Source organism: Sorangium sp. So ce185 (assembly GCF_051526825.1).
GTDB classification, from domain to species: Bacteria; Myxococcota_A; Polyangia; order Polyangiales; family Polyangiaceae; genus Sorangium; species Sorangium cellulosum_D.
Map to the genome: position 1 here is coordinate 12,153,298 of NZ_CP150316.1, position 18,228 is coordinate 12,171,525.

Annotated in this window: 13 protein-coding genes; 6 read left to right on the forward strand and 7 right to left on the reverse strand. The window is 72.4% G+C overall.

The window, feature by feature from the left end:
* Nucleotides 1-203: 203 nt before the first annotated feature.
* Entirely contained in the window at nucleotides 204-1,337 is a 1,134-nt protein-coding gene (locus WMF26_RS44750) for a tetratricopeptide repeat protein (protein WP_437334157.1), read from the forward strand.
* A 72-nt stretch (nucleotides 1,338-1,409) separates the two neighbouring features.
* Here WMF26_RS44750 and WMF26_RS44755 read toward each other — a convergent pair whose 3' ends face one another.
* The 4 genes from WMF26_RS44755 to WMF26_RS44770 all read right to left on the reverse strand — a co-directional run bounded on the left by WMF26_RS44755 (nucleotide 1,410) and on the right by WMF26_RS44770 (nucleotide 5,885).
* On the reverse strand, nucleotides 1,410-2,252 hold the full coding sequence (locus WMF26_RS44755) for an HAD family hydrolase (RefSeq protein ID WP_437334158.1): 843 nt from the start codon (nucleotides 2,250-2,252) through the stop codon (nucleotides 1,410-1,412).
* Nucleotides 2,253-2,336: 84 nt separating this feature from the next.
* Nucleotides 2,337-2,594 carry a 50S ribosomal protein L27 gene (rpmA, locus tag WMF26_RS44760; protein ID WP_437997718.1) on the reverse strand — a complete coding sequence of 86 codons (258 nt, stop codon included), beginning with the start codon at nucleotides 2,592-2,594 and terminating at the stop codon, nucleotides 2,337-2,339.
* 14 nt (nucleotides 2,595-2,608) lie between these two features.
* The gene (gene rplU, locus WMF26_RS44765; protein ID WP_020740951.1) at nucleotides 2,609-2,917 is read right to left on the reverse strand and encodes a 50S ribosomal protein L21; all 309 of its coding nucleotides are present in this window, start codon (nucleotides 2,915-2,917) and stop codon (nucleotides 2,609-2,611) included.
* 355 nt (nucleotides 2,918-3,272) lie between these two features.
* Entirely contained in the window at nucleotides 3,273-5,885 is a 2,613-nt protein-coding gene (locus tag WMF26_RS44770) for an ATP-dependent Clp protease ATP-binding subunit (protein ID WP_437997719.1), read from the reverse strand.
* Between the two features lie 80 nt (nucleotides 5,886-5,965).
* On the opposite strand from WMF26_RS44770, the gene grxC reads away from it, so the two are divergent.
* The 5 genes from grxC to WMF26_RS44795 all read left to right on the forward strand — a co-directional run bounded on the left by grxC (nucleotide 5,966) and on the right by WMF26_RS44795 (nucleotide 13,294).
* Entirely contained in the window at nucleotides 5,966-6,259 is a 294-nt protein-coding gene (gene grxC / locus WMF26_RS44775; protein ID WP_437997720.1) for a glutaredoxin 3, read from the forward strand.
* Between the two features lie 191 nt (nucleotides 6,260-6,450).
* Nucleotides 6,451-8,115, forward strand: coding sequence for a serine/threonine-protein kinase (locus tag WMF26_RS44780; protein ID WP_437997721.1), 1,665 nt, complete (start codon nucleotides 6,451-6,453; stop codon nucleotides 8,113-8,115).
* Nucleotides 8,116-8,122: 7 nt separating this feature from the next.
* The gene (locus tag WMF26_RS44785) at nucleotides 8,123-9,355 is read left to right on the forward strand and encodes a hypothetical protein (protein WP_437997722.1); all 1,233 of its coding nucleotides are present in this window, start codon (nucleotides 8,123-8,125) and stop codon (nucleotides 9,353-9,355) included.
* A 165-nt stretch (nucleotides 9,356-9,520) separates the two neighbouring features.
* A complete protein-coding gene (acs, locus tag WMF26_RS44790) occupies nucleotides 9,521-11,488 on the forward strand; it encodes an acetate--CoA ligase (RefSeq protein ID WP_437997723.1) in 1,968 nt (655 codons plus the stop codon).
* Nucleotides 11,489-11,752: 264 nt separating this feature from the next.
* Nucleotides 11,753-13,294 carry a serine/threonine protein kinase gene (locus WMF26_RS44795; RefSeq protein ID WP_437997724.1) on the forward strand — a complete coding sequence of 514 codons (1,542 nt, stop codon included), beginning with the start codon at nucleotides 11,753-11,755 and terminating at the stop codon, nucleotides 13,292-13,294.
* A 58-nt stretch (nucleotides 13,295-13,352) separates the two neighbouring features.
* On the opposite strand, the gene WMF26_RS44800 is transcribed toward WMF26_RS44795, so the two are convergent.
* Genes WMF26_RS44800 through WMF26_RS44810 form a run of 3 tightly spaced genes read right to left on the reverse strand, consistent with a single transcriptional unit; the run spans nucleotide 13,353 to nucleotide 18,152 of the window.
* Nucleotides 13,353-15,032 (reverse strand): sensor histidine kinase, encoded by a 1,680-nt coding sequence (locus WMF26_RS44800; RefSeq protein WP_061628588.1) that lies wholly within the window; start codon nucleotides 15,030-15,032, stop codon nucleotides 13,353-13,355.
* Nucleotides 15,029-16,114, reverse strand: a complete 1,086-nt coding sequence (locus WMF26_RS44805; protein WP_437997725.1) for a (Fe-S)-binding protein — start codon at nucleotides 16,112-16,114, stop codon at nucleotides 15,029-15,031. The genes WMF26_RS44800 and WMF26_RS44805 overlap by 4 nt, the downstream gene beginning before the upstream one ends.
* A gap of 49 nt (nucleotides 16,115-16,163) precedes the next feature.
* Entirely contained in the window at nucleotides 16,164-18,152 is a 1,989-nt protein-coding gene (locus WMF26_RS44810) for a GAF domain-containing protein (RefSeq protein ID WP_437997726.1), read from the reverse strand.
* Between the last annotated feature and the right edge of the window lie 76 nt (nucleotides 18,153-18,228).

An 18,228-nucleotide genomic window follows, 5' to 3' on the forward strand; every position in this document is an offset into this window, starting at 1 on the left:
GCGTAAACCCGGGCGGACAGACCGCGGCGCGCGGCCGTGCTCTCCGAGCTCCCCCGTTGCCCGGGTGGGCCCTCCCTGCTAGCGTTCGCGCCCCTTCTACACGAACTACGGCCCCCATCAATTTGGCGCGCAGGGTACCGGGGCGAGGCTGGGTGATGCCTGCGCCTCGGCGCGCGTGGGGAAGAGATCTCGGAGCATCGACGATGACGACGAACGGACAGCAGCAGGCGGCTGGGCTCAATATCGCGGGAGGGGCAGCGATCGTCGCGCCCGTGAGCGCGTTCCCGAACGGCGTGCCGGGGAACGCGCTCATCGTCATCCCGGTCAACAAGCCGACCGATGAGCTGAAGGGTCTGATCGAGAAGGGCCCCGCGGCGGTGACCCTCGATCAGATGTGGCAGCTCCTCGGCTTCAACGGGCCGGCGGTCCAGGTGCAGGACGACCAGGGGCGCCCGATCGCGATCGGCCTGGAGGACCTGCTCGCCGGCCTCGAGAAGCACTGGACCGAGCAGCCCGACGATCTGAACCGCGGGCGCATCTACGCGCAGGAGCTCCTCAAGCACAACCGGCTGCAGCGCGCCGAGCAGGTGCTCTCGAAGGTGGTCGCGAAGGGCGGCACGGGCGACGACTGGCTCGCGCTCGGCATCGCGCAGCTCTCGCAGGACAAGCACGACAAGGCCGAGGGGACGCTGAAGGGCGCGCAGAACCTGCTCAAGGACAACCCCTACCCCTCGCTGCACCTCGCGAAGCTCTACCAGGCGCGCAAGGAAGACGCGAAGGAGCGCGAGTTCATCGAGAAGGCGATCGCGATCGACGTCGAGTGCATCGACGCGTGGGCCTACCTCTTCCAGTACCTGAAGCAGCGCGGAGACGAGGCGAGCGCGGTCGCCGAGATCGAGAAGTTCTCGGCCGACAAGAAGACGCCGGCGCCGTACATCGCGATCCAGGGCTTCTACGCGGCCAACGAGGAGACGCGGGACAAGGCCGTCGAGTACGCCAAGAAGGCGGTCGCGCTGAACCCGGACAACCCGCTGGCGCTGCTCTGTCTCTCGGCGCTGTACGGGCAGAAGAACGACCTCGAGGCGGTGGTCCGCCTGCTCCAGCCGCACGAGGCGAAGATGAGCCGCGACGTGCGCCTGGCCAACAACTACTTCGAGGCGCTGTTCCAGTCGCGCCAGCTCGAGAAGGTGACCAAGCTGCTGAACGCGCTCGCGGGCTCTCCGAACAAGGAGGTCAAGCAGTTCGCCATCGAGCGCTCGCGCGCCGTCGCGCAGTACCTGCAGCAGCAGCAGCAGCAGCTCGCCGCCGCGTCCCAGCCGGCGCAGCGCAAGGCCTGACACAGCGCTTCGCGCGGGGGAGCGCTGAGCGGCGCTCCCCCCGCTGCTCTTCGGCGCCCTCTGCCGCTCGGCTCAGCGACCGAAGGCGCGGCGGATCGCTTCGGCGATGCCCCCGCCGCGCAGGCCGTCGGCCTCCAGGCGGTCGGTCGCGGCCTGCTTCACGTCCTCCGGCGCCTGCGCCATCGCGAACGATCGCCCCGCGACCTCGAACATCGGCAGATCGTTGAGCCAGTCGCCGACGACGACCACGTCCGACGTCGCGCAGCCGTAGTGCTCCGCGAGCCACGCGATCGCCGTCCCCTTCGTCGACCCGGACGCGCGGACCATCATGGCCCAGAGGCTCGTGTGACCGTCGCGCAGGAACGGGAACGAGATGACGAAGGCCGCCTCGCCGAGCTCGGACCGGACCTCCTCGACGGCGGCCATGACCTGCAGCTCGGTCCCGATCGCCACCAGCGCGAGCAGCCCGTGCTCGTGCTCCCAGTACGGGTGCGACGAGACGCGCTCGACCTCGGCGATCGCGTGAGACCAGCCGCGGACGTAGTGGACGTGCGGCGTGCCGGTCGCGTCGTGGACGATGCTGTCCTGCGCGAAGAGGAACGACGCCGTCGCGTGCCGCTCGGTGATCGAGCGCAGCAGCGCCGCGTGGGCGCCGGAGATCGTGCGCGAGTACAGGTGCGCGTCGCCCTCGGTGTGCACGATGTGGCTGCCGTCGACGCACGCGATGGGGCCGAGCACGCCGACCCGCCGCGCGACCTCGCGCGTCCCGGAGTACAGGCGCCCGGTCGCGATCGAGACCGGGATGCCGGCGCTCTGGAGCCGCTGGATGGCGAGGAGGTCTTCGTCGTGGATGGAGCCGTCGCGCCGGACGAGGGTCCCGTCGACGTCGAGGGCGAGGAGCTTGTAGGTCGTCACCGCGTTGGGGTGAAGCGTGAGCGCGCGGAGCGCAACAGGCGGGACGCGAGGGGACGGCTCATGCGGCCGTCCCGGTGCGGGAGCTCAGGACGCCGGGTAGACCGACACCTGCTTCTTGGCGTTGGACTTCCACTCGTACGTCACGACGCCATCGACGAGGGCGAAGAGCGTGAAGTCGCGGCCGGTGCCGACGTTGTGGCCGGCGTGGATCGAGGAGCCGACCTGCCGGACCAGGATGTTGCCAGCGCGCACCGGCGAGCCGGCGTACACCTTCACCCCACGGCGCTGCGCGTTCGAGTCGCGGCCGTTCCTGGAGGAGCCGCCGCCTTTTTTGTGAGCCATGTCTACTTCTCCTGCTAGGCGGTGATGCCGGTGATCTTGAGCTCGGTGTACGGCTGACGGTGGCCGTTCTTGCGGCGGTAGTTCTTCCGGCGCTTGAACTTGAAGACCACGATCTTCTTGCCGCGGTCCTGCCCGGTGATCTCGGCCGCGACGGAGGCGCCGCTCACGAGGGGCTTGCCAATCTTGGGGGAGTCGCCGCCGACGAGGAGCACCTCGCTGAAGGTGACCTTGTCACCGGCATTGCCGGCAAGCTTCTCGACCCGGAGCTTCTGACCTTCGGCGACCCGATACTGCTTGCCGCCCGTCTTGATGACCGCGTACATGGTGCGTCTTCCTCAACCTGGGGACCGCGATCCCTCACCTTACGCCACGCATTGGCCCTCGAGCCGAGGGCCCGGTGAGCGAGGGAGCGGCAGTATACGGACCTTGCTTCGCTTGGCAAGAGGTTCGCAGCGCCGTCCGCCCAGGTTCTTCGCCCCGGAGAGCCGACCGTACGCCGCAGCGCTGTAGAGCCCGAAAATCGCCCGCCGCCGCGGCTCAGGCCGAGCGCCGGCCGCGACCGGCCGCGCGTCCGGCCGCGGTCGCGCAGCACCCCGCCGTGCCCTGCGGCGCCGGCCCTGCGGCGCCGGCCCCGGCCGCGTCCGTCGCGCGCCCGCCTCGGGCCTGGCGCGCGCCCCCTCACGCCTTGGTGAAGACGAACTTCTCGTCGCTCACGTCGACCCGCATCGTCTGGCCGGGCTGGTAGCCGCCGGCCAGGATGGTCTCGGCGAGCGGGTTCTGGAGCTCGCGCAGGATCGCCCGCTTCAACGGGCGCGCGCCGAGGCTGGGCTCGTAGCCGAGCTCGACGAGCCGCGCCTTCGCGGCGTCCGTGAGCGAGAGGCGGATGTCCTTGTCGGTGAGCAGCTGCTCGAGGCGGCGGAGCTGGATGTCCACGATGCCCCGGAGGTCGTCCTTGCTGAGCGCCTTGAACACGACGATGTCGTCGATCCGGTTCAGGAACTCCGGGCGGAAGAACCCGCGCAGCTCCTCGAGCAGGACGTCGCGGATCGCCTCGCGGCCGTCCTCCGTGGTCCACAGCTTGGCGTCGGTCTCGAGCACGCGCTTCGACCCGATGTTCGAGGTCATGATCACGACCGTGTTCGAGAAGTCGGCGAGCCGCCCGCGGCCGTCCGTGAGCCGGCCGTCGTCGAGGATCTGGAGCAGCAGGTTGAACACGTCCGCGTGCGCCTTCTCGACCTCGTCGAACAGGAGCACGCTGTACGGCCGGCGCCGGGCCGCCTCGGTGAGGAAGCCGCCCTGCTCGCTGTCCGCGTAGCCCGGGGGCGCCCCGATCAGGCGCTGGGCCATGTGGCGCTCCATGAACTCGCTCATGTCCATGCGCGTCAGCGCCTGCTCGTCGTCGAACAGGAACTCGGCGAGCGCCTTCGCGAGCTCCGTCTTGCCGACGCCGCTCGGCCCGAGGAACAGGAACGAGCCGATCGGCTTGCCCGGATCGCGCAGGCCCACGCGCCCGCGGCGCACCGCCTTCGCGATCGCGCGCACCGCCTCGTCCTGGCCGACCACCCGCTGCGCGAGCCGCTCCTCCATCTTGAGGAGCTTCTCGGCCTCACCCTCGAGCATCTTGGCCACCGGGATGCCGGTCCAGTCGTTGAGCGTCGCCGCCACGTCCGACTCGCCGACGACGTTCGAGGTCGGCGCGACCCCCTCCCGCTGCGCGGCCTCCTCGGCGGCCTGGAGCCGCCGCTTGATCTCCGGGATGGTCACGTGCTCGAGCTCGCCGATCTTGGCGAACGCCTTGTCGCGCTGGGCCACCTTCAGCGCGTCGGTCGCGGCGACGAGCTCCCGGCGGATGGCCTGGCACGCGGCGATGACGCCGCGGCGCGACGCGTTGCGGCTGCGCATCGCCGACGCCTTCGGCTCGATCTCCGCGAGCTCCGCCTCCAGGCGCGCGCGGGTCTGGACGCTGAGCTTGTCGTCGTCGTCGGCGAGCGCGGCGATCTGGGCGCGGAGCGCGTCGACGCGCCGGCTCAAGGCGTCGAGCTCGGCCGGCACGCCGTCGACCTCCACCCGCTTGCGGGCCGACGTCTCGTCGAGCAGGTCCACGGCCGTGTCGGGGAGCGCGCGGTCCGAGATGTACCGCTTGGCCAGCGCGACCGCCGAGGCGATGGCGCTCTCCCCCACGCGGACGCGGTGGTGGGCCTCGTACTTCGTCGCGATCCCGCGCAGGATCTCCGTCGCCTGATCGATGCTCGGCGCCTCCAGCGTGATTGTCGAGAACCGGCGGATGATCCCGGGGTCGCGCTCGTTGATCTTGCGCACGCCCTCCGGCGTCGTCGTGGCGATGATCCGGATCTCCCCGCGCGACAGGAGCGGCTTCAGGAGCTCGCCGACGCCGGCGCCCTGTACCCCTTGCCCGAAGAGCGCGTCGAGGTCCTCGACGACGAGGATGCTCTCGGCGTCCTGCGCGCCGCGCAGGCGGTCGACCAGGACCTTGAGGCGCTGCTCGATCTCGCCGCGGAGCTTCGCCCCGGCGACGAGCGCGCCGGTGTCGAGCTCGTAGAGGTGGGCGCCCGCGAGGTTCGTGGGCACGTCGCCGTGGGCGATCCGGTCGGCCAGGCCCCGGATGAGCGCGGTCTTGCCCACGCCGGGCTCGCCGACGATGAGCGGGTGGTTCTTGAACCGCCGCTCGAGGATCTGCAGCAGGCGCCGCGCCTCGACGTCGCGGCCGATGACCGGATCGAACCGCCCTTCTCGGGCGTCGGCGACGAGGTCCCGGGTGTACGGCGCCGGCTGCCCGGGCTCCGACGCGCTGGACGCCGCGGGCGAGGGCTCGCGCGAGGCCGCCTCGAGCGCGCCGAGGTGCGGCCGGAACGCGCCGGGGCCGATGCCGAACGAGGAGAGGATCTCCCCCGCAGGCCCGCGGATCTCCTGCGCGAGCGCGTGGAGCAGGTGCTCGATGCCGACGTTCGCCGATTTGTCGCGGGTCGCCTCCCGCTCGGCGCGCCCGAGGAGGTCGAGCAGGCGCGGGCTCACGTACGCCACGCCGCTGCCCGCCTTGGACAGCTTCTTCAGCGCGTTCTCGGCGAGCTGGAGCACCTCGTTCGGGTCGGCCCCGGCCCGCCGAAACACCTCGGATACCCCCCGGTCACGCTCCAGCAGCCTCATCAGCAAGTGCAGCGGCGTGACCTCGGCGTGCTGGCGCTCGTCCGCGATCTGCTGGGCGCCGGCGACGACCTGCTTCGCGTCGCTTGTGTAGCGATCGAGGTGAATCGTCCCCTCTTTCTCGGCCATGCGCGCAGCCTACCGCAAGGTGGAGCCCTGTGCGCTTGCATCTTCGACCGTCCCGAGAAAGGAAAGAGGACGAGGTGCCCATGCAAGCAGCCGACGTCACCATCTACGTCACCGAGTACTGCGGGTACTGCGCCATGGCGAAGCGCCTGCTGAGCCAGAAGCAGGTGCAGTTCACGCAGATCAACGTGGAGGGCCGAGACGACCTCCGCGCCTGGCTGGTCAAGGCCTCCGGGCAGCGCACGGTCCCCCAGATCTTCATCAACGGCGTCAGCATCGGCGGGTTCAGCGAGCTGTCCGCCCTGGAGAAGCAGGGCCAGCTCGATCCGCGCCTCGCCGAGGCGCCGAGCCCGGACGCCGCCGCCCTGCCGCGCTGAGAGGGGCGGCCGATGTGCGACGGCGCCCCTCGCCCGGCGCACCCCTGGCCGCCCCCGCCGGCGAAGGTGCACCCTGGCGGGGGTAGGTGATAAGCTGCCGCGCAGGGAAGGGGCGCAGCTTTCTTTGATACGGTTCGTCCATCGGGCCTCATAGCGCTTCGCCCGCCCCGCCCTCGCGAGTCGCAACCGCCATGCCTAGCAGCACCGACACCACCGCCGCAGCGACTCAGCCGGTCGAGGGCGCGCTCGTCGGAAAGCGGGTCCAGAAGTACGAAATCGTACGGACGATCGGTCGTGGCGGGATGGGCACGGTCTACGAGGCGGTCAACACCGCCATCGGCAAGCGCGTCGCGATGAAGTTCGTCGACGCCGAGCTCGCGCGGAACAAGGACGCCGTCGCCCGGTTCCACCGCGAGGCGCAGGCGGCGAGCGCCGTCGAGAGCGCGCACATCGTCGAGATCTTCGACGCCGGCTTCGCCGACGACGTCCCGTTCCTGGTCATGGAGCTGCTCCGCGGCGAGGACCTGGGCCACCGCATCCGGCGCTGCGGCCGGCTGGAGCTCGGCGAGGCGCTCCACGTGACCGCGCAGATCCTCCGCGGCCTCCACCGCGCGCACGAGGCGGGCATCGTCCACCGCGATCTCAAGCCGGACAACATCTTCCTGGTCGACCGCGACGACGACCCGAACTTCGCGAAGATCCTCGACTTCGGCATCTCGAAGGTGCGCCGCACCGACGGCGCCCCGGCGCACACGCTGACCCGGCAGGGCACGGTGCTCGGCACGCCGTTCTACATGTCGCCCGAGCAGGCGCAGGCGCTGCCCGACGTCGACGGCAGGACCGATCTCTGGGCGGTCGGCGCCATCCTCTACGAGTGCCTCACCGGGCACCCGCCGCACAGCGGCAGCTCGTACGAGCAGGTGATCGTCAACATCTGCATGAAGGACGCCCAGGACGTGCGGATGAGCAACCCGGCCGTCCCCGAGCCGATCGCGCGCGTCATCGCCAAGGCGCTCACGCGCGACAGGGACGCGAGGTTCTCGTCCGCGCGGGATTTCCTGGACGCGCTGGTCGCCGGGGCCGGCGGGCTCCTCGGCGCGCGGCGCAGCTCGAGCGACGAGCTCGGGGCCCACACGACGAGCGCGCCTGGCGTGTCCGGGCAGACGCCGGTGAAGCTCACGCCGGGCGACCCGAACATCGCGATGGATCCGACGCTCGAGGTGCCCGGCACCGGCTCGAAGGTGGGCTGGGCGAGCAACGGGCGCGCGGGCGCGCGCGGGCCGCGGCGGCTCGCGCTCGCCGGGGCAGCGCTCGTCGCGCTGGTCGGCGGGCTCGCGGGCGCCGCCTTCCACGCGCGCCGCTCGCCGGCGGAGAGCGCCGACGCCGCCGCGCCTGCGCCGCCCGCCCAGGTCTCCGTCGAGCTCCGGACGAACGCCGAAGGCGCGCGCTTCACCGTCGACGGCGTGGCGCTGGCCGACCGCACGCTGCGCGGCCGCACGGGCGAGACGAAGCGGGTGAGGATCGAGGCCTCCGGATATACGACCGTGGACAAGGAAGTGACGCTCCAGGCTGGCAGGGCCCCCATCGAGGTCCTGCTCCACCCGCTGCCGGCGGCGGTCGCGCCGGTGCCCGCCGCCGAGCCGGCGCCCACCGCGGAGCCGGCGCCCAAGGCCGCGCCGCCCCCGGCGCCAAAGGCCGCGCCGAGCGCGAAGAAGACGGCGACGCTCCCCTTCGCGGCGCGCCCCAGGGCGACGGGCGCCGGCGCAAAGGCCGCCGCGTCGGGTCCGGTCGGGCCGGACGTCGCGGCGTCGAAGCCGGCGGGGGTCGCGGCTGGTCTGCAGCTCAAGGTCGACTGAGGCGGGCTTGGGCAGATCGCACGGACGACTCCAGGTCGCGCTCTGCGCGGCGCTCCTCGGCCTGGCAGCGCAGCTCTCGCCGGCGCTCGCGCAGGTCGAGCCGTACCGGCAGCACATGGAGAACGGCATCAAGCTGTTCCAGGACCGGAACTACCCGGCGGCGATCGTCGAGTTCGAGGCGGCCTACGAGGCGAAGCCGAAGGCCAGCCCGCTCTTCAACATCGCGCTCGCCGAGAAGGCCCTCTTCAACTACCCGCGGGCCATCGCGGCGCTCGAGCGCGCGCTCGCGCAGCACCGCGACACGATGGACGAGGGCGACGAGCGGACGGCGCGCAGCGCCATCGAGGAGATGCGCGCGCTGCTCGCCCACCTCACGATCGAGCTCAGCCCGCCGGACGCCGCGCTGCTCATCGACGGGGAGGAGCAGCCGCCCGCGTCGTCGGGGACGCGGGTCGTGGAGCTCGGGCCGGGGGTGCACCGCATCGGCGCGCGCGCCGAGGGCCACGCGAGCGCCGAGCAGAGCGTCACCGTGGTGAGCGGCGAGCGCGACAAGCGGGTGAAGCTGACGCTGGCCCCGGAGAAGCCCCCCGCGATCGCGGCGCCGCAGCCGTACACGCCGCCCCCGCCGCCGCCGCCGCCGCGGCCGGTGCCGCTCTCGCTCGCGCCGCAGGGGTACTACGTGATCGGCGCGGCGTCGCTGCTCTGGCCGCTCGGCCACCCGCGCGGGTTCCAGCTGCCGGAGGCGAACAGCGGCGGCGCCGGCTCGATCCGGGTGGGTTACCGCGTGAACACCCCCGCGGCGTTCGACGTGATGTTCCAGTACGCGAACATCGCCACCGGGTCGGATCACCCCAGCTACCCGAACGCGAGCTACACGCTCGGGTCGACGCGCGTCGGGCTGAACGTCCGCCTGATGACCCCGGGGCAGACCTGGCGTTTCGTGGGCTCGATCGGCGGCGGCCTCACCTACGACGACGTGAGCTTCGACAGCATCAAGGGTCCCAGCGGCGACATCTGCGACGGCCGGTGCAAGCACGCGCGGGGGGTGAACGCGTTCGTGTTCTCCGAGGTCGGCGTCGAGCTGGACCTCAGCGGCGTGCTCCTCGGGTTTTCGCTGGACAGCTATTTCCAGTCGTCGCGCGGCATCAGCTACAAGGACGGCGACGACGACATTCCCCTCTACTCCTCCGTGCTGCTGCAGCTGGGAGGCAGCCTGCACGCCGGCTACGCGTTCTGGTGAGCGGGCCGAGCCCGGGCGCCCGCCCGTTCCGTCCTTGTTCTGCTGCTCGGCGGATGTATCCTCGCACGCCCTCGCGGTGAGTCGTAGATGGTTCGCCGTCCTCTCCAGCGGGGGAACAGCGATCGGGGGTCGGCCTCCGCCGTCCCCTCCAACGCAGGGGTGACCATGTCGCAGGATGCCATCACGTCGTTGCTGAAGGAGACGCGCCGGTTCGAGCCGCCGGCCGAGTTCTCGCGTCGTGCGCGCGTCGGCGCGCGGGAGGCCTACGAGGCGCTCTACCGCGAGAGCATCGAGCAGCCGGACGCGTTCTGGCGCCGGGAGGCGGGCGATCTCGTGTTCCGCACGCCGTGGACCACCACCAGCGACTGGTCGCTGCCGCACGCCAAGTGGTTCGTCGGCGCGACCCTCAACGTCACCGAGAGCTGCCTCGACCGGCACCTCACGACCGCCACCAAGAACAAGGCCGCGATCATCTGGGAGGGCGAGCACGGCGCCACGCGCACGCTGACCTACGCCCAGCTCCACCGCGAGACGCTGCTGCTCGCGAACGCGCTCAAGAAGCTCGGCATCGAGAAGGGGGATCGGGTCGCGATCTACATGGGCATGGTCCCCGAGGTCGCCGTCGCGATGCTCGCCTGCGCGCGCCTCGGCGCGGTGCACACGGTGGTCTTCGGCGGCTTCGCCGCGGACGCGCTGCGCGACCGCATCCACGACAGCCAGGCCAAGCTCGTCATCACGCAGGACGGCGCGTACCGGCGCGGGCAGGTCGTGCCGCTGAAGGCGACCGTCGACAAGGCGCTCGCGCAGCCGGAGGCGAAGAGCGCGACGCGCGTCATCGTGTACCAGCACCTCGGCAGCGAGCGCTGTGAGGTGCAGATGACCGAGGGCCGCGACGTCCTCTGGCACGACCTGCTCGCCCAGGCCGCGCCCTCCTGCGAGCCCACCATCGTCGACGCCGAGCACCCGCTGTTCATCCTCTACACGAGCGGCTCGACCGGGAAGCCCAAGGGGGTGCTCCACACGACCGCCGGCTACCTGGTCGGCGCGCACGTCACGACGAAGTACGTCTTCGATCTGCGCGACGACGACGTCTACTGGTGCACCGCCGACGTCGGCTGGGTGACGGGCCACAGCTACATCGTGTACGGCCCGCTCTCGAACGGCGCGACGTGCCTCATGTACGAGGGCGCGCCGAACTTCCCCGACTGGGGCCGCTTCTGGCGGCTCATCGAGAAGCACGGCGTCACCATCCTCTACACCGCCCCCACGGCCATCCGCGCCTTCATGCGGCAGGGCGACGAGTGGCCCGCGAAGAGCGATCTGTCGAGCCTCCGGCTCCTCGGCTCGGTCGGCGAGCCGATCAACCCCGAGGCGTGGATCTGGTACCACCGGACCATCGGCGGCGGCCGCTGCCCCATCGTGGACACCTGGTGGCAGACGGAGACGGGGGCGATCATGATGACCACGCTGCCCGGCGCCTCGCCCTCGAAGCCGGGGTCGACCGGGCTGCCGATGTTCGGCGTCGTGCCCGAGGTCGTCACGAAGGACGGCAAGCCGGTCCCCGCGGGCGAGGGCGGGCTGCTCGTCCTGAAGACGCCGTGGCCGTCGATGCTGCGCACCGTGTGGGGCGACGACGAGCGCTTCCGCAAGCAGTACTTCAGCGACGTCGAGGGCTGCTACTTCACCGGCGACGGCGCTCGCCGCGACGAGGACGGCTATTACTGGGTCGTCGGCCGCATCGACGACGTGCTGAACGTGGCCGGTCACCGCATCGGGACGGCCGAGATCGAGAGCGCGCTCGTCTCTCACCCCGCCGTCGCCGAGGCGGCCGCGGTCGGCCGACCGGACGAGCTCAAGGGGCAGGCGCTCGTGGTGTTCGTCTCGCTCCGGCCGGGGTTCTCGGCCGGGCCGGAGCTCCAGGCGAAGCTCGGCGAGCACGTCGCCAAGGAGATCGGCAAGTTCGCGCGCCCCGACGCCATCCGCTTCGCGGACGCGCTGCCGAAGACCCGCAGCGGCAAGATCATGCGCCGGCTGCTGAAGGACGTCGCCGCCGGCCGCGAGATGACCGGCGACACGTCGACGCTCGAGGACCTGAGCGTCGTGGCGAAGCTCCGGCAGCAGGAAGACGAGTGAGCGCCGCGGCGGCGCGGGGGCGCGACCGTGCCCCCGCGACCGGCGCGAGACGCCGCGCGTGAGGGGGGAGCGCTGGCGCATCACCGGAGGGGCGGAGGGCCCACGGAAGAGCTCGATTCTGCGGCTCTTTCGCCGTCCTCTGCCGGGGCGAGGCCGCGGCGGCCCGCGGCCGGCGGCCCATCGCCCATGGTCGACTTACCCCGTTCGCGCCGGAGAATTTGATCGCCCGCGTCGGCGCGGGGGATAATCTGTGGCGAGGCGCTTTTGGAGCTCGAAGCTGGAACCGTCGTTGCGAACCGGTACCGCATCATCCGCCAGCTCGGCCGTGGCGGGATGGGGGAGGTGTTCGCCGCGGAGAACATCCGCACCGGCCGCCAGGTGGCGGTCAAGCTCCTTCGCGCCGACTCGAAGGCCAAGTCGTCCGCCGTCGAGCGGTTCCGGCGCGAGGCGCGCGCCGCGGGCTCCATCAACAGCGACCACGTCACCGAGATCCTCGACGTCGAGGAGGACCCCGAGCTCGGCATCGTGCTCGTCTTCGAGCTGCTCGAAGGCGAGTCGCTGATCGATCGGCTGAAGCGGACGGGGCCGATCGCGTTCGAGGAGCTGCACCCGATCATCGAGCAGGTCTGGATGGGCCTCGCCGACGCGCACCGCGCCGGGATCATCCACCGCGATCTGAAGCCGTCGAACGTGTACCTCGAGGCGCGCCCCGACGGGTCCACGCGGGTCAAGATCCTCGACTTCGGCATCTCGAAGCTGCCGAAGGAGATGGGAGGAGAGACCCTCACCGAGATGGGGCAGAGCCTCGGCACGTTCTCGTTCATGCCGCCCGAGCAGATCGGCAAGGCGAAGACGGTCGACCACCGCGCGGACATCTACGCCTGCGCCACGATGATCTACCAGTCGATGAGCGGTCAGCTGCCTTACCAGGCGCGCAACCTGCTCATCATGGTCGAGATGAAGCAGAAGACCGACGCGCGGAGGCTCGCGGACGCGATGGACGGGCCGGTCGATCCGCGGCTCGAGGCGTTCCTCGCGAAGGGGCTGGCGCGGGAGCCTGCGGACCGCTTCCAGAGCGCGCTCGAGGGGCTCACCGCGTGGCGCGAGCTGCGGCCCGCGCAGGGCTCGAGCCAGCCGGCGGTCAACCCACGCAGCTCCAGGGCGCCCGGCAGCGGCGCGTCGGGCCACGCGCCCGGCACGCCTCTCCCGTCCCCGCACCCGACCTACAAGCCCCCGTCCTCGGGCGCGCTCAAGCTCCCGGTGCCGCCGGCCGATCCCATCCTGATCCGCACGGCCACCGATCCAGGGGCGCATCCGCCGGTGGAGGCCCCGGCGCGCCAGCCCAGCGACCCTGCGCTCGCGGCCCACCACTTCCTCGGCGATCCGGCGCCCGCGCTGGGCGAGGGGCAGCGTCCCTCTCACGCGGCGGGCGGGCTGCCGGCGGTCCAGCCCATGCACCAGCCCATGCCCTGGACCGGCCCGAACGGCACCATGGTGCTGAACAACGCGGCCATGGAGCTCGCGCCCCCGCCCGTGTCGCCGCGGACGCTCCCGGACTTCTCCGAGGACAGCTCGCCCGGGCCGACCAGCCAGGGTCCGACGCTCGTCTACAGGCCCACGCGGCCGACCCTGGGCTCGGTCAGCTCGGGGCTGCCTGTCCCCGGCGAGCCGGGGCCGCTCGAGCAGCCGCCGCGCGCGCCCCCGGCGCGGACGCTCCGGACCCTCTTCTACGTGCTGGCGGCGCTCGTGTTCGCCGTCGTGGGCTTCCTCGCCATGGGGATCATCCTCGAGCACCTGCCCAAGTAGCCGCGGCGCCGGGCCTGCGCGCCGCCGTCGCCGCGCGCGCCCCCGCGGCAGGCGCGGCTCAGAGCGCCGCGTGCGCCTCCGCGGCGCGGCCCTGGGCCGGCGCGCCGCCGGCGGGCAGGACGATCCGGAACCGCGTGCCCCCCGCCTCGCGCGGCTCGCACGAGATCGCGCCGCCGTGCGCCTCGACGATGTCCCGCGTCACCGCGAGCCCGAGCCCCGTCCCGCGCTGCTTGGTCGTGAAGAAGGGGTCGAAGATCGACGCCCGCAGCTCCTCCGGCACGCCGGGGCCCGTGTCGTCGACCGCGATGGTCGCGGCCCCGCCCGAGAACCTGACGCTCACCACGATCTCGCCGCCCTTGGGCATCGCCTCGCGCGCGTTGCGGAGCAGGTTCAGGAGCGCCTGCCGGAGCTGCGACTCGTCGAGGAGGATCTCGGGCCCCTCCTCCACCTCGACGCGGACCGCGACGCCGGCGCGGTCGAGCTCGGGCCGCACGAACGCCACGAGCTCCTGCACCAGGTCGTCCACCCGCTCCGGCACGAGCTGCGGGCGAGGGCGGCGGGCGACGCTGAGGTACTGCTCCGCGATGCGCGACAGGCGATCCACCTCGGCCCGGATCGCGGCGACGAGCTGCGCCGACTCCTTCATCACGGGCCTGAGCTCCGCGTCGGGCATGTCCGCGGCGGAGGCGCGCGCCACCTCCTCCTCGAGCAGCTCGAGGTTCAGCCCGATCGACGACAGCGGGTTCCTGATCTCGTGCGTGACGTGCGCCGCCATCTTCCCGATCGCCGCGAGCCGCTCGGCGTTCACGAGCTCGGCGCGCGCACGGCGGATGGCGGCGACCATGCCCTCGAACGTCGTCGCGAGCTCGCCGATCTCGTCGTTCGTCGCGAGCACCTGCTTCGGGGTGAGGTCGCCGCGCGCGACCGCGTTCGCCCGCTCGGTGACCGCGGTGAGCGGGGCGAGCACGCGCCGCGCGTACAGCGACATCACCGCGCCGACGAGCAGCGTCAGCACCCCCAGCCCGAGCAGCAGGTGCATCGAGCGCTCCTCACGCCGCCGCGCCTCGACGGTGAGGCTCTCCATCTGCTCCTCGACGCGGCTCTTGATGGCCCTGAGCCGCTGCGCGCCCTCGACCTCGCGCTTGACCAGCTCGTCGCGCGTGCGCTCCGCGAGCTCGCGGTTGCCGACGGAGAGCGCCTGGAACAGCTGCGAGAACCGCTCCGGGCTGGCGCCCACGAGCCGCTCGATCGCCGTCACCTCGGCCGCGATCTCGTCGCTGAACCGGCGCACGCCCGACGAGCCGGCCGCCTGCCCGACGCCGGCGCCCGCGCCGCCCTGCACCTCGTCGGCGCCGGCGAGCGCCCTGGCGGCGTCCTTGACGATCGAGAAGGCGAGCGGCCGAGTCCGGCGGGCGGTCTCGAGCCACTCGCGCACGTCGCCGGGGTTCTTCGCGGCGGTGATGTGGTTGAGCTGGGCGTTGAAGACGTTCTGCTCGGCCAGGACCTCGCCGATGCGGAGCAGCAGCGGGACGTACCCGGCGCGCAGCAGCTGGGCGTCGCGCGACGCCGCCCGCAGGGCCTGGACGCTCCAGCCCACCGTCAGCGCGAAGGCGGCGAGCACCACGAGGTAGCTCGCGAGGAGCCTCCCCGCGACCGTGCGCCGCTTGTGGCGGGCCGGCCCCTCCTGGCCCGCGGCGCCGCCGCGCGCCTCGTCCACGGCAGGCCCCGGCGCGGTCATCGCGGCGCGACGGCCCGCGCGACCAGGCTCGCGAGGTCCTCCGCCGGCTCGCCCCGGGTCCTGAACCGCCGGAGGCTCTGCGCGCAGTGGGTCACGAGCAGCCCGCCGCCGAGCGCGCGGTGCTCCGCGATCCTGCCGTCGGCGATGGCGGCGGACGAGGCGGGGCGCGTGGCGGGCACGAGGCCGCCGCCGCCGCTGCAGTCGGCGTGCTCGCGGCGGTGGATGAACTCCTCGGGCGGCCGCCCCGTGATGCGGGCGAGGATCTCCCGGGGCGCGTCGTAGCGGTCGAGGCCGCGCCCGAGCTGGCAGGGGTCGTGGTAGCGCACCCGCCGCTCCGACGTCGACCGCTGCAGCCGGTCGAGCGACGCGCGCGCCAGATCGACGAACAGCTCCGGGCTCTTCACGCTCACGCCCGCGCGCGCGTACTCGACGCGGACGGCGCGCGCGCACCCGGGGTCGACCGCGACGAAGCGCTCCCCCGCCGCGACCTCGGCGGCGAGGCGACGCGCGGCGGCCTCGAAGCCCGGCCGATCGCCGGCGTAGAGGAGCGGCAGCCCGCAGCACGCGCGCACCGGGCGGACCGGCGCGCCCGTCAGCGCCTCGGTCGCCTCGAGCGCGTCGCGGGCCACGTCCGGCGCGTGGCGCTCGTAGCCGCAGCCGACCAGCACCTGCACCGCGGCCGGGTCCGGCTGGGCTCGCCCGTCGCCCTCGCCGGCGCGGCCGTCCTCGCGGGCCCGGAAGCGCGCCGCGACGCGCCGCGCTCCCTCCGGCTCGAGGCCGCGGGCGAAGAGCTCGGCGCGCGCGTCGGTCAGCACCGTGGCCACCTCGTTCTTGTGATCGCAGCGCTCGCGGCACGCGTAGCAGGCCGAGCACGCCCAGGCGGGATCCGCGTGGGGCGCGTCGAGCGGCACGTCGCCGCGCGCGGCGAAGTACGCCATCGACATCTTGCCCCACGGCGTGACCGTCTCGTTCGCCTCGACGTTCGACACGGGGCAGGCGGCGCGGGAGAGCTTGGGGCAGTAGACGCACTTCTCGAGCGACGTCCGGTGCGGCTCGAGGAGCTTCAGGCGGAGCTGGGACACCGGTTGAGTCTCTCCATCGGGTGCGCCTCGCGCAAGCGGCGGGGGCGCGTCACGCGTCCGAGCCGTTGCTCGACGAGCGCCTGCCGCGCTCGTTCACCGGCGTCGATGAGCCTGTCGGCCTGCGGCGAGGGACGCCCTCGTGCACGACCGGCGAGGGCTCCACCCCCGCCTTGGGCGCCGGGCCGCCGTCGGCCGGCGGCAGCTTGGGCTGCCCCTCCGCCGGGGCCGGAGGCCTCGACGCGCTCTCCTGGGGCAGGCGGATCGTGAACTTCGCGCCCTTGTCGGACGACTCGACCGCGATCGTCCCGGCGTGCTCGTCCACGATCTTCTTCACGATCGCGAGCCCGAGCCCGGTGCCGCCGCGCTTGCCCGACGTGACGAACGACTGGAAGAGCCGGCCCTGGACCTCCTTCGGGATCCCCTTGCCGGTGTCGGCGACGCTGATCGCGAGTTCCCCCCCGTCGCGGTAGGCGCGGATGGTCACCGTGCCCCCGCGCGGCCGCATCGCCTCGACCGCGTTGCGGACGAGGTTGTGCAGGAGCCGCGTCATCTTCGCCTCGTCGAACCGCGCCGTCCCGCGGTCCTCGAGCTGCAGGGAGAGCGCCACGCCGGTCCCGGCGAGCTCGTGCTCCAGCTGCTTCTCGATGTCGCCGAAGAACTTGGTCAGGTAGACCTTGCGCACGAGGATGCTCCGCTCGCCGCGCGCGAACTCCAGCACCTCGCGCTGCATCGCGCTGATCACGTCGAACTGCTTCAGGATCAGCCGCGCGTGCTCCTCCCTCGTCGCCGCGTCGGGGGCGCTGGCCATGAGCTGGACGTAGCCGCTGATCACCGTGAGCGGCGTGCGCACGTCGTGCATCACCCCCGAGAGCAGGCGCCCGATCGTCGTGAGCCGCTCGCTCTGCTCCCGCTCGAGGCGCGAGCGGAACAGCCGCAGCGCGGTCGACGCGTTCGCCGACACGAGCCGCAGGAGCGCCCGATCGTCCTTCGAGAAGCCGTGGGGCTTCCTGGAGTTGTAGAGCGCCATGGCGCCGATCGGCACCGCGTCCTCGCCCTCGAGGGGCACGGCGATCGCGGACTCCAGCTCCCCGCCGAGCATCTGGGCGAGCCGGTGCGAGACCGTCATGTCCATGTCGTCGAGCTCGTCGCCCCCGCCCTCGCTCGAGTAGAACACGGCCTCGTTGTGCACCATGGCGCGCCCGACCAGCCCGTCGCCGCGGCGCATCGCGACGCGCTTCACCGCCGGCCTCGGGGGGGCCGCGACCACGACGCCCTCCGGCTCCTCGTCGGGAGCGCGGGGCGGCGGGGCGCCGTCCTCGAGCGCGTCGAGATCGAAGAAGTAGAGCACCAGCCCGCCCTCGATCTCGTCGACGAGCATGCCCCCCGCGCGCGCCTCGCACGCCCTGCCGGCGGACGTGATGACCGCGCGCGCCAGGTCCTCCATGTTGGTCGCGCGGCCCATCGCGCTCTCGAGCTCGAAGAGCAGCTTGAGGTCGCTCACGCGGTGCTCGAGCTGCTCCTTCGTCTCGACGAGCTGCGTGTTCTTCTGGATCACCGAGAGGAACAGCCGCGAGTTGTCGATCGAGACGGCCGCCTGCGTCGCCAGCGCGCTCAAGAGCTCCTCGTCGTGGACCGAGAACTCCGCTCCCCCGTGCTTGTTCAGCACCTGGATGACGCCGATGGTCCGGCCGACGTGGTTCTTCATCGGCGCGGCGAGGATCGAGCGGGTGCGGTACCCGGTCACCTCGTCCCAGTCGCGCTGGAACCGGCGATCGCGGTAGGCGTCCTTCACGCGGACGGTGCGCCCGATCTTGGCGACGTGGCCGGCGATCCCGGCGCCGACGGGCAGCTCGATCGCGCGCGCCTCCTCGCCGATGACGATGCGCGAGTACAGCCGCTGGCGCTGCTCGTCGAGCAGGTACAGGGTCGCCCTGTCCGCGTCGAGCAGCTCGGTGATCTTGTTCAGGATGAGCGCGAGGAGCTGGTCGAGATCCAGGGTGCTGCCGAGCGCGAGCCCGACGTCCCGGAGCGCCTGCACGGTCTTGTCAGCTTGGGCAAGGCGCGCCTCGAGCTCCTGTACCCGAGCCTGAAGCGCTTTCGTGCGTTGTTCCGCC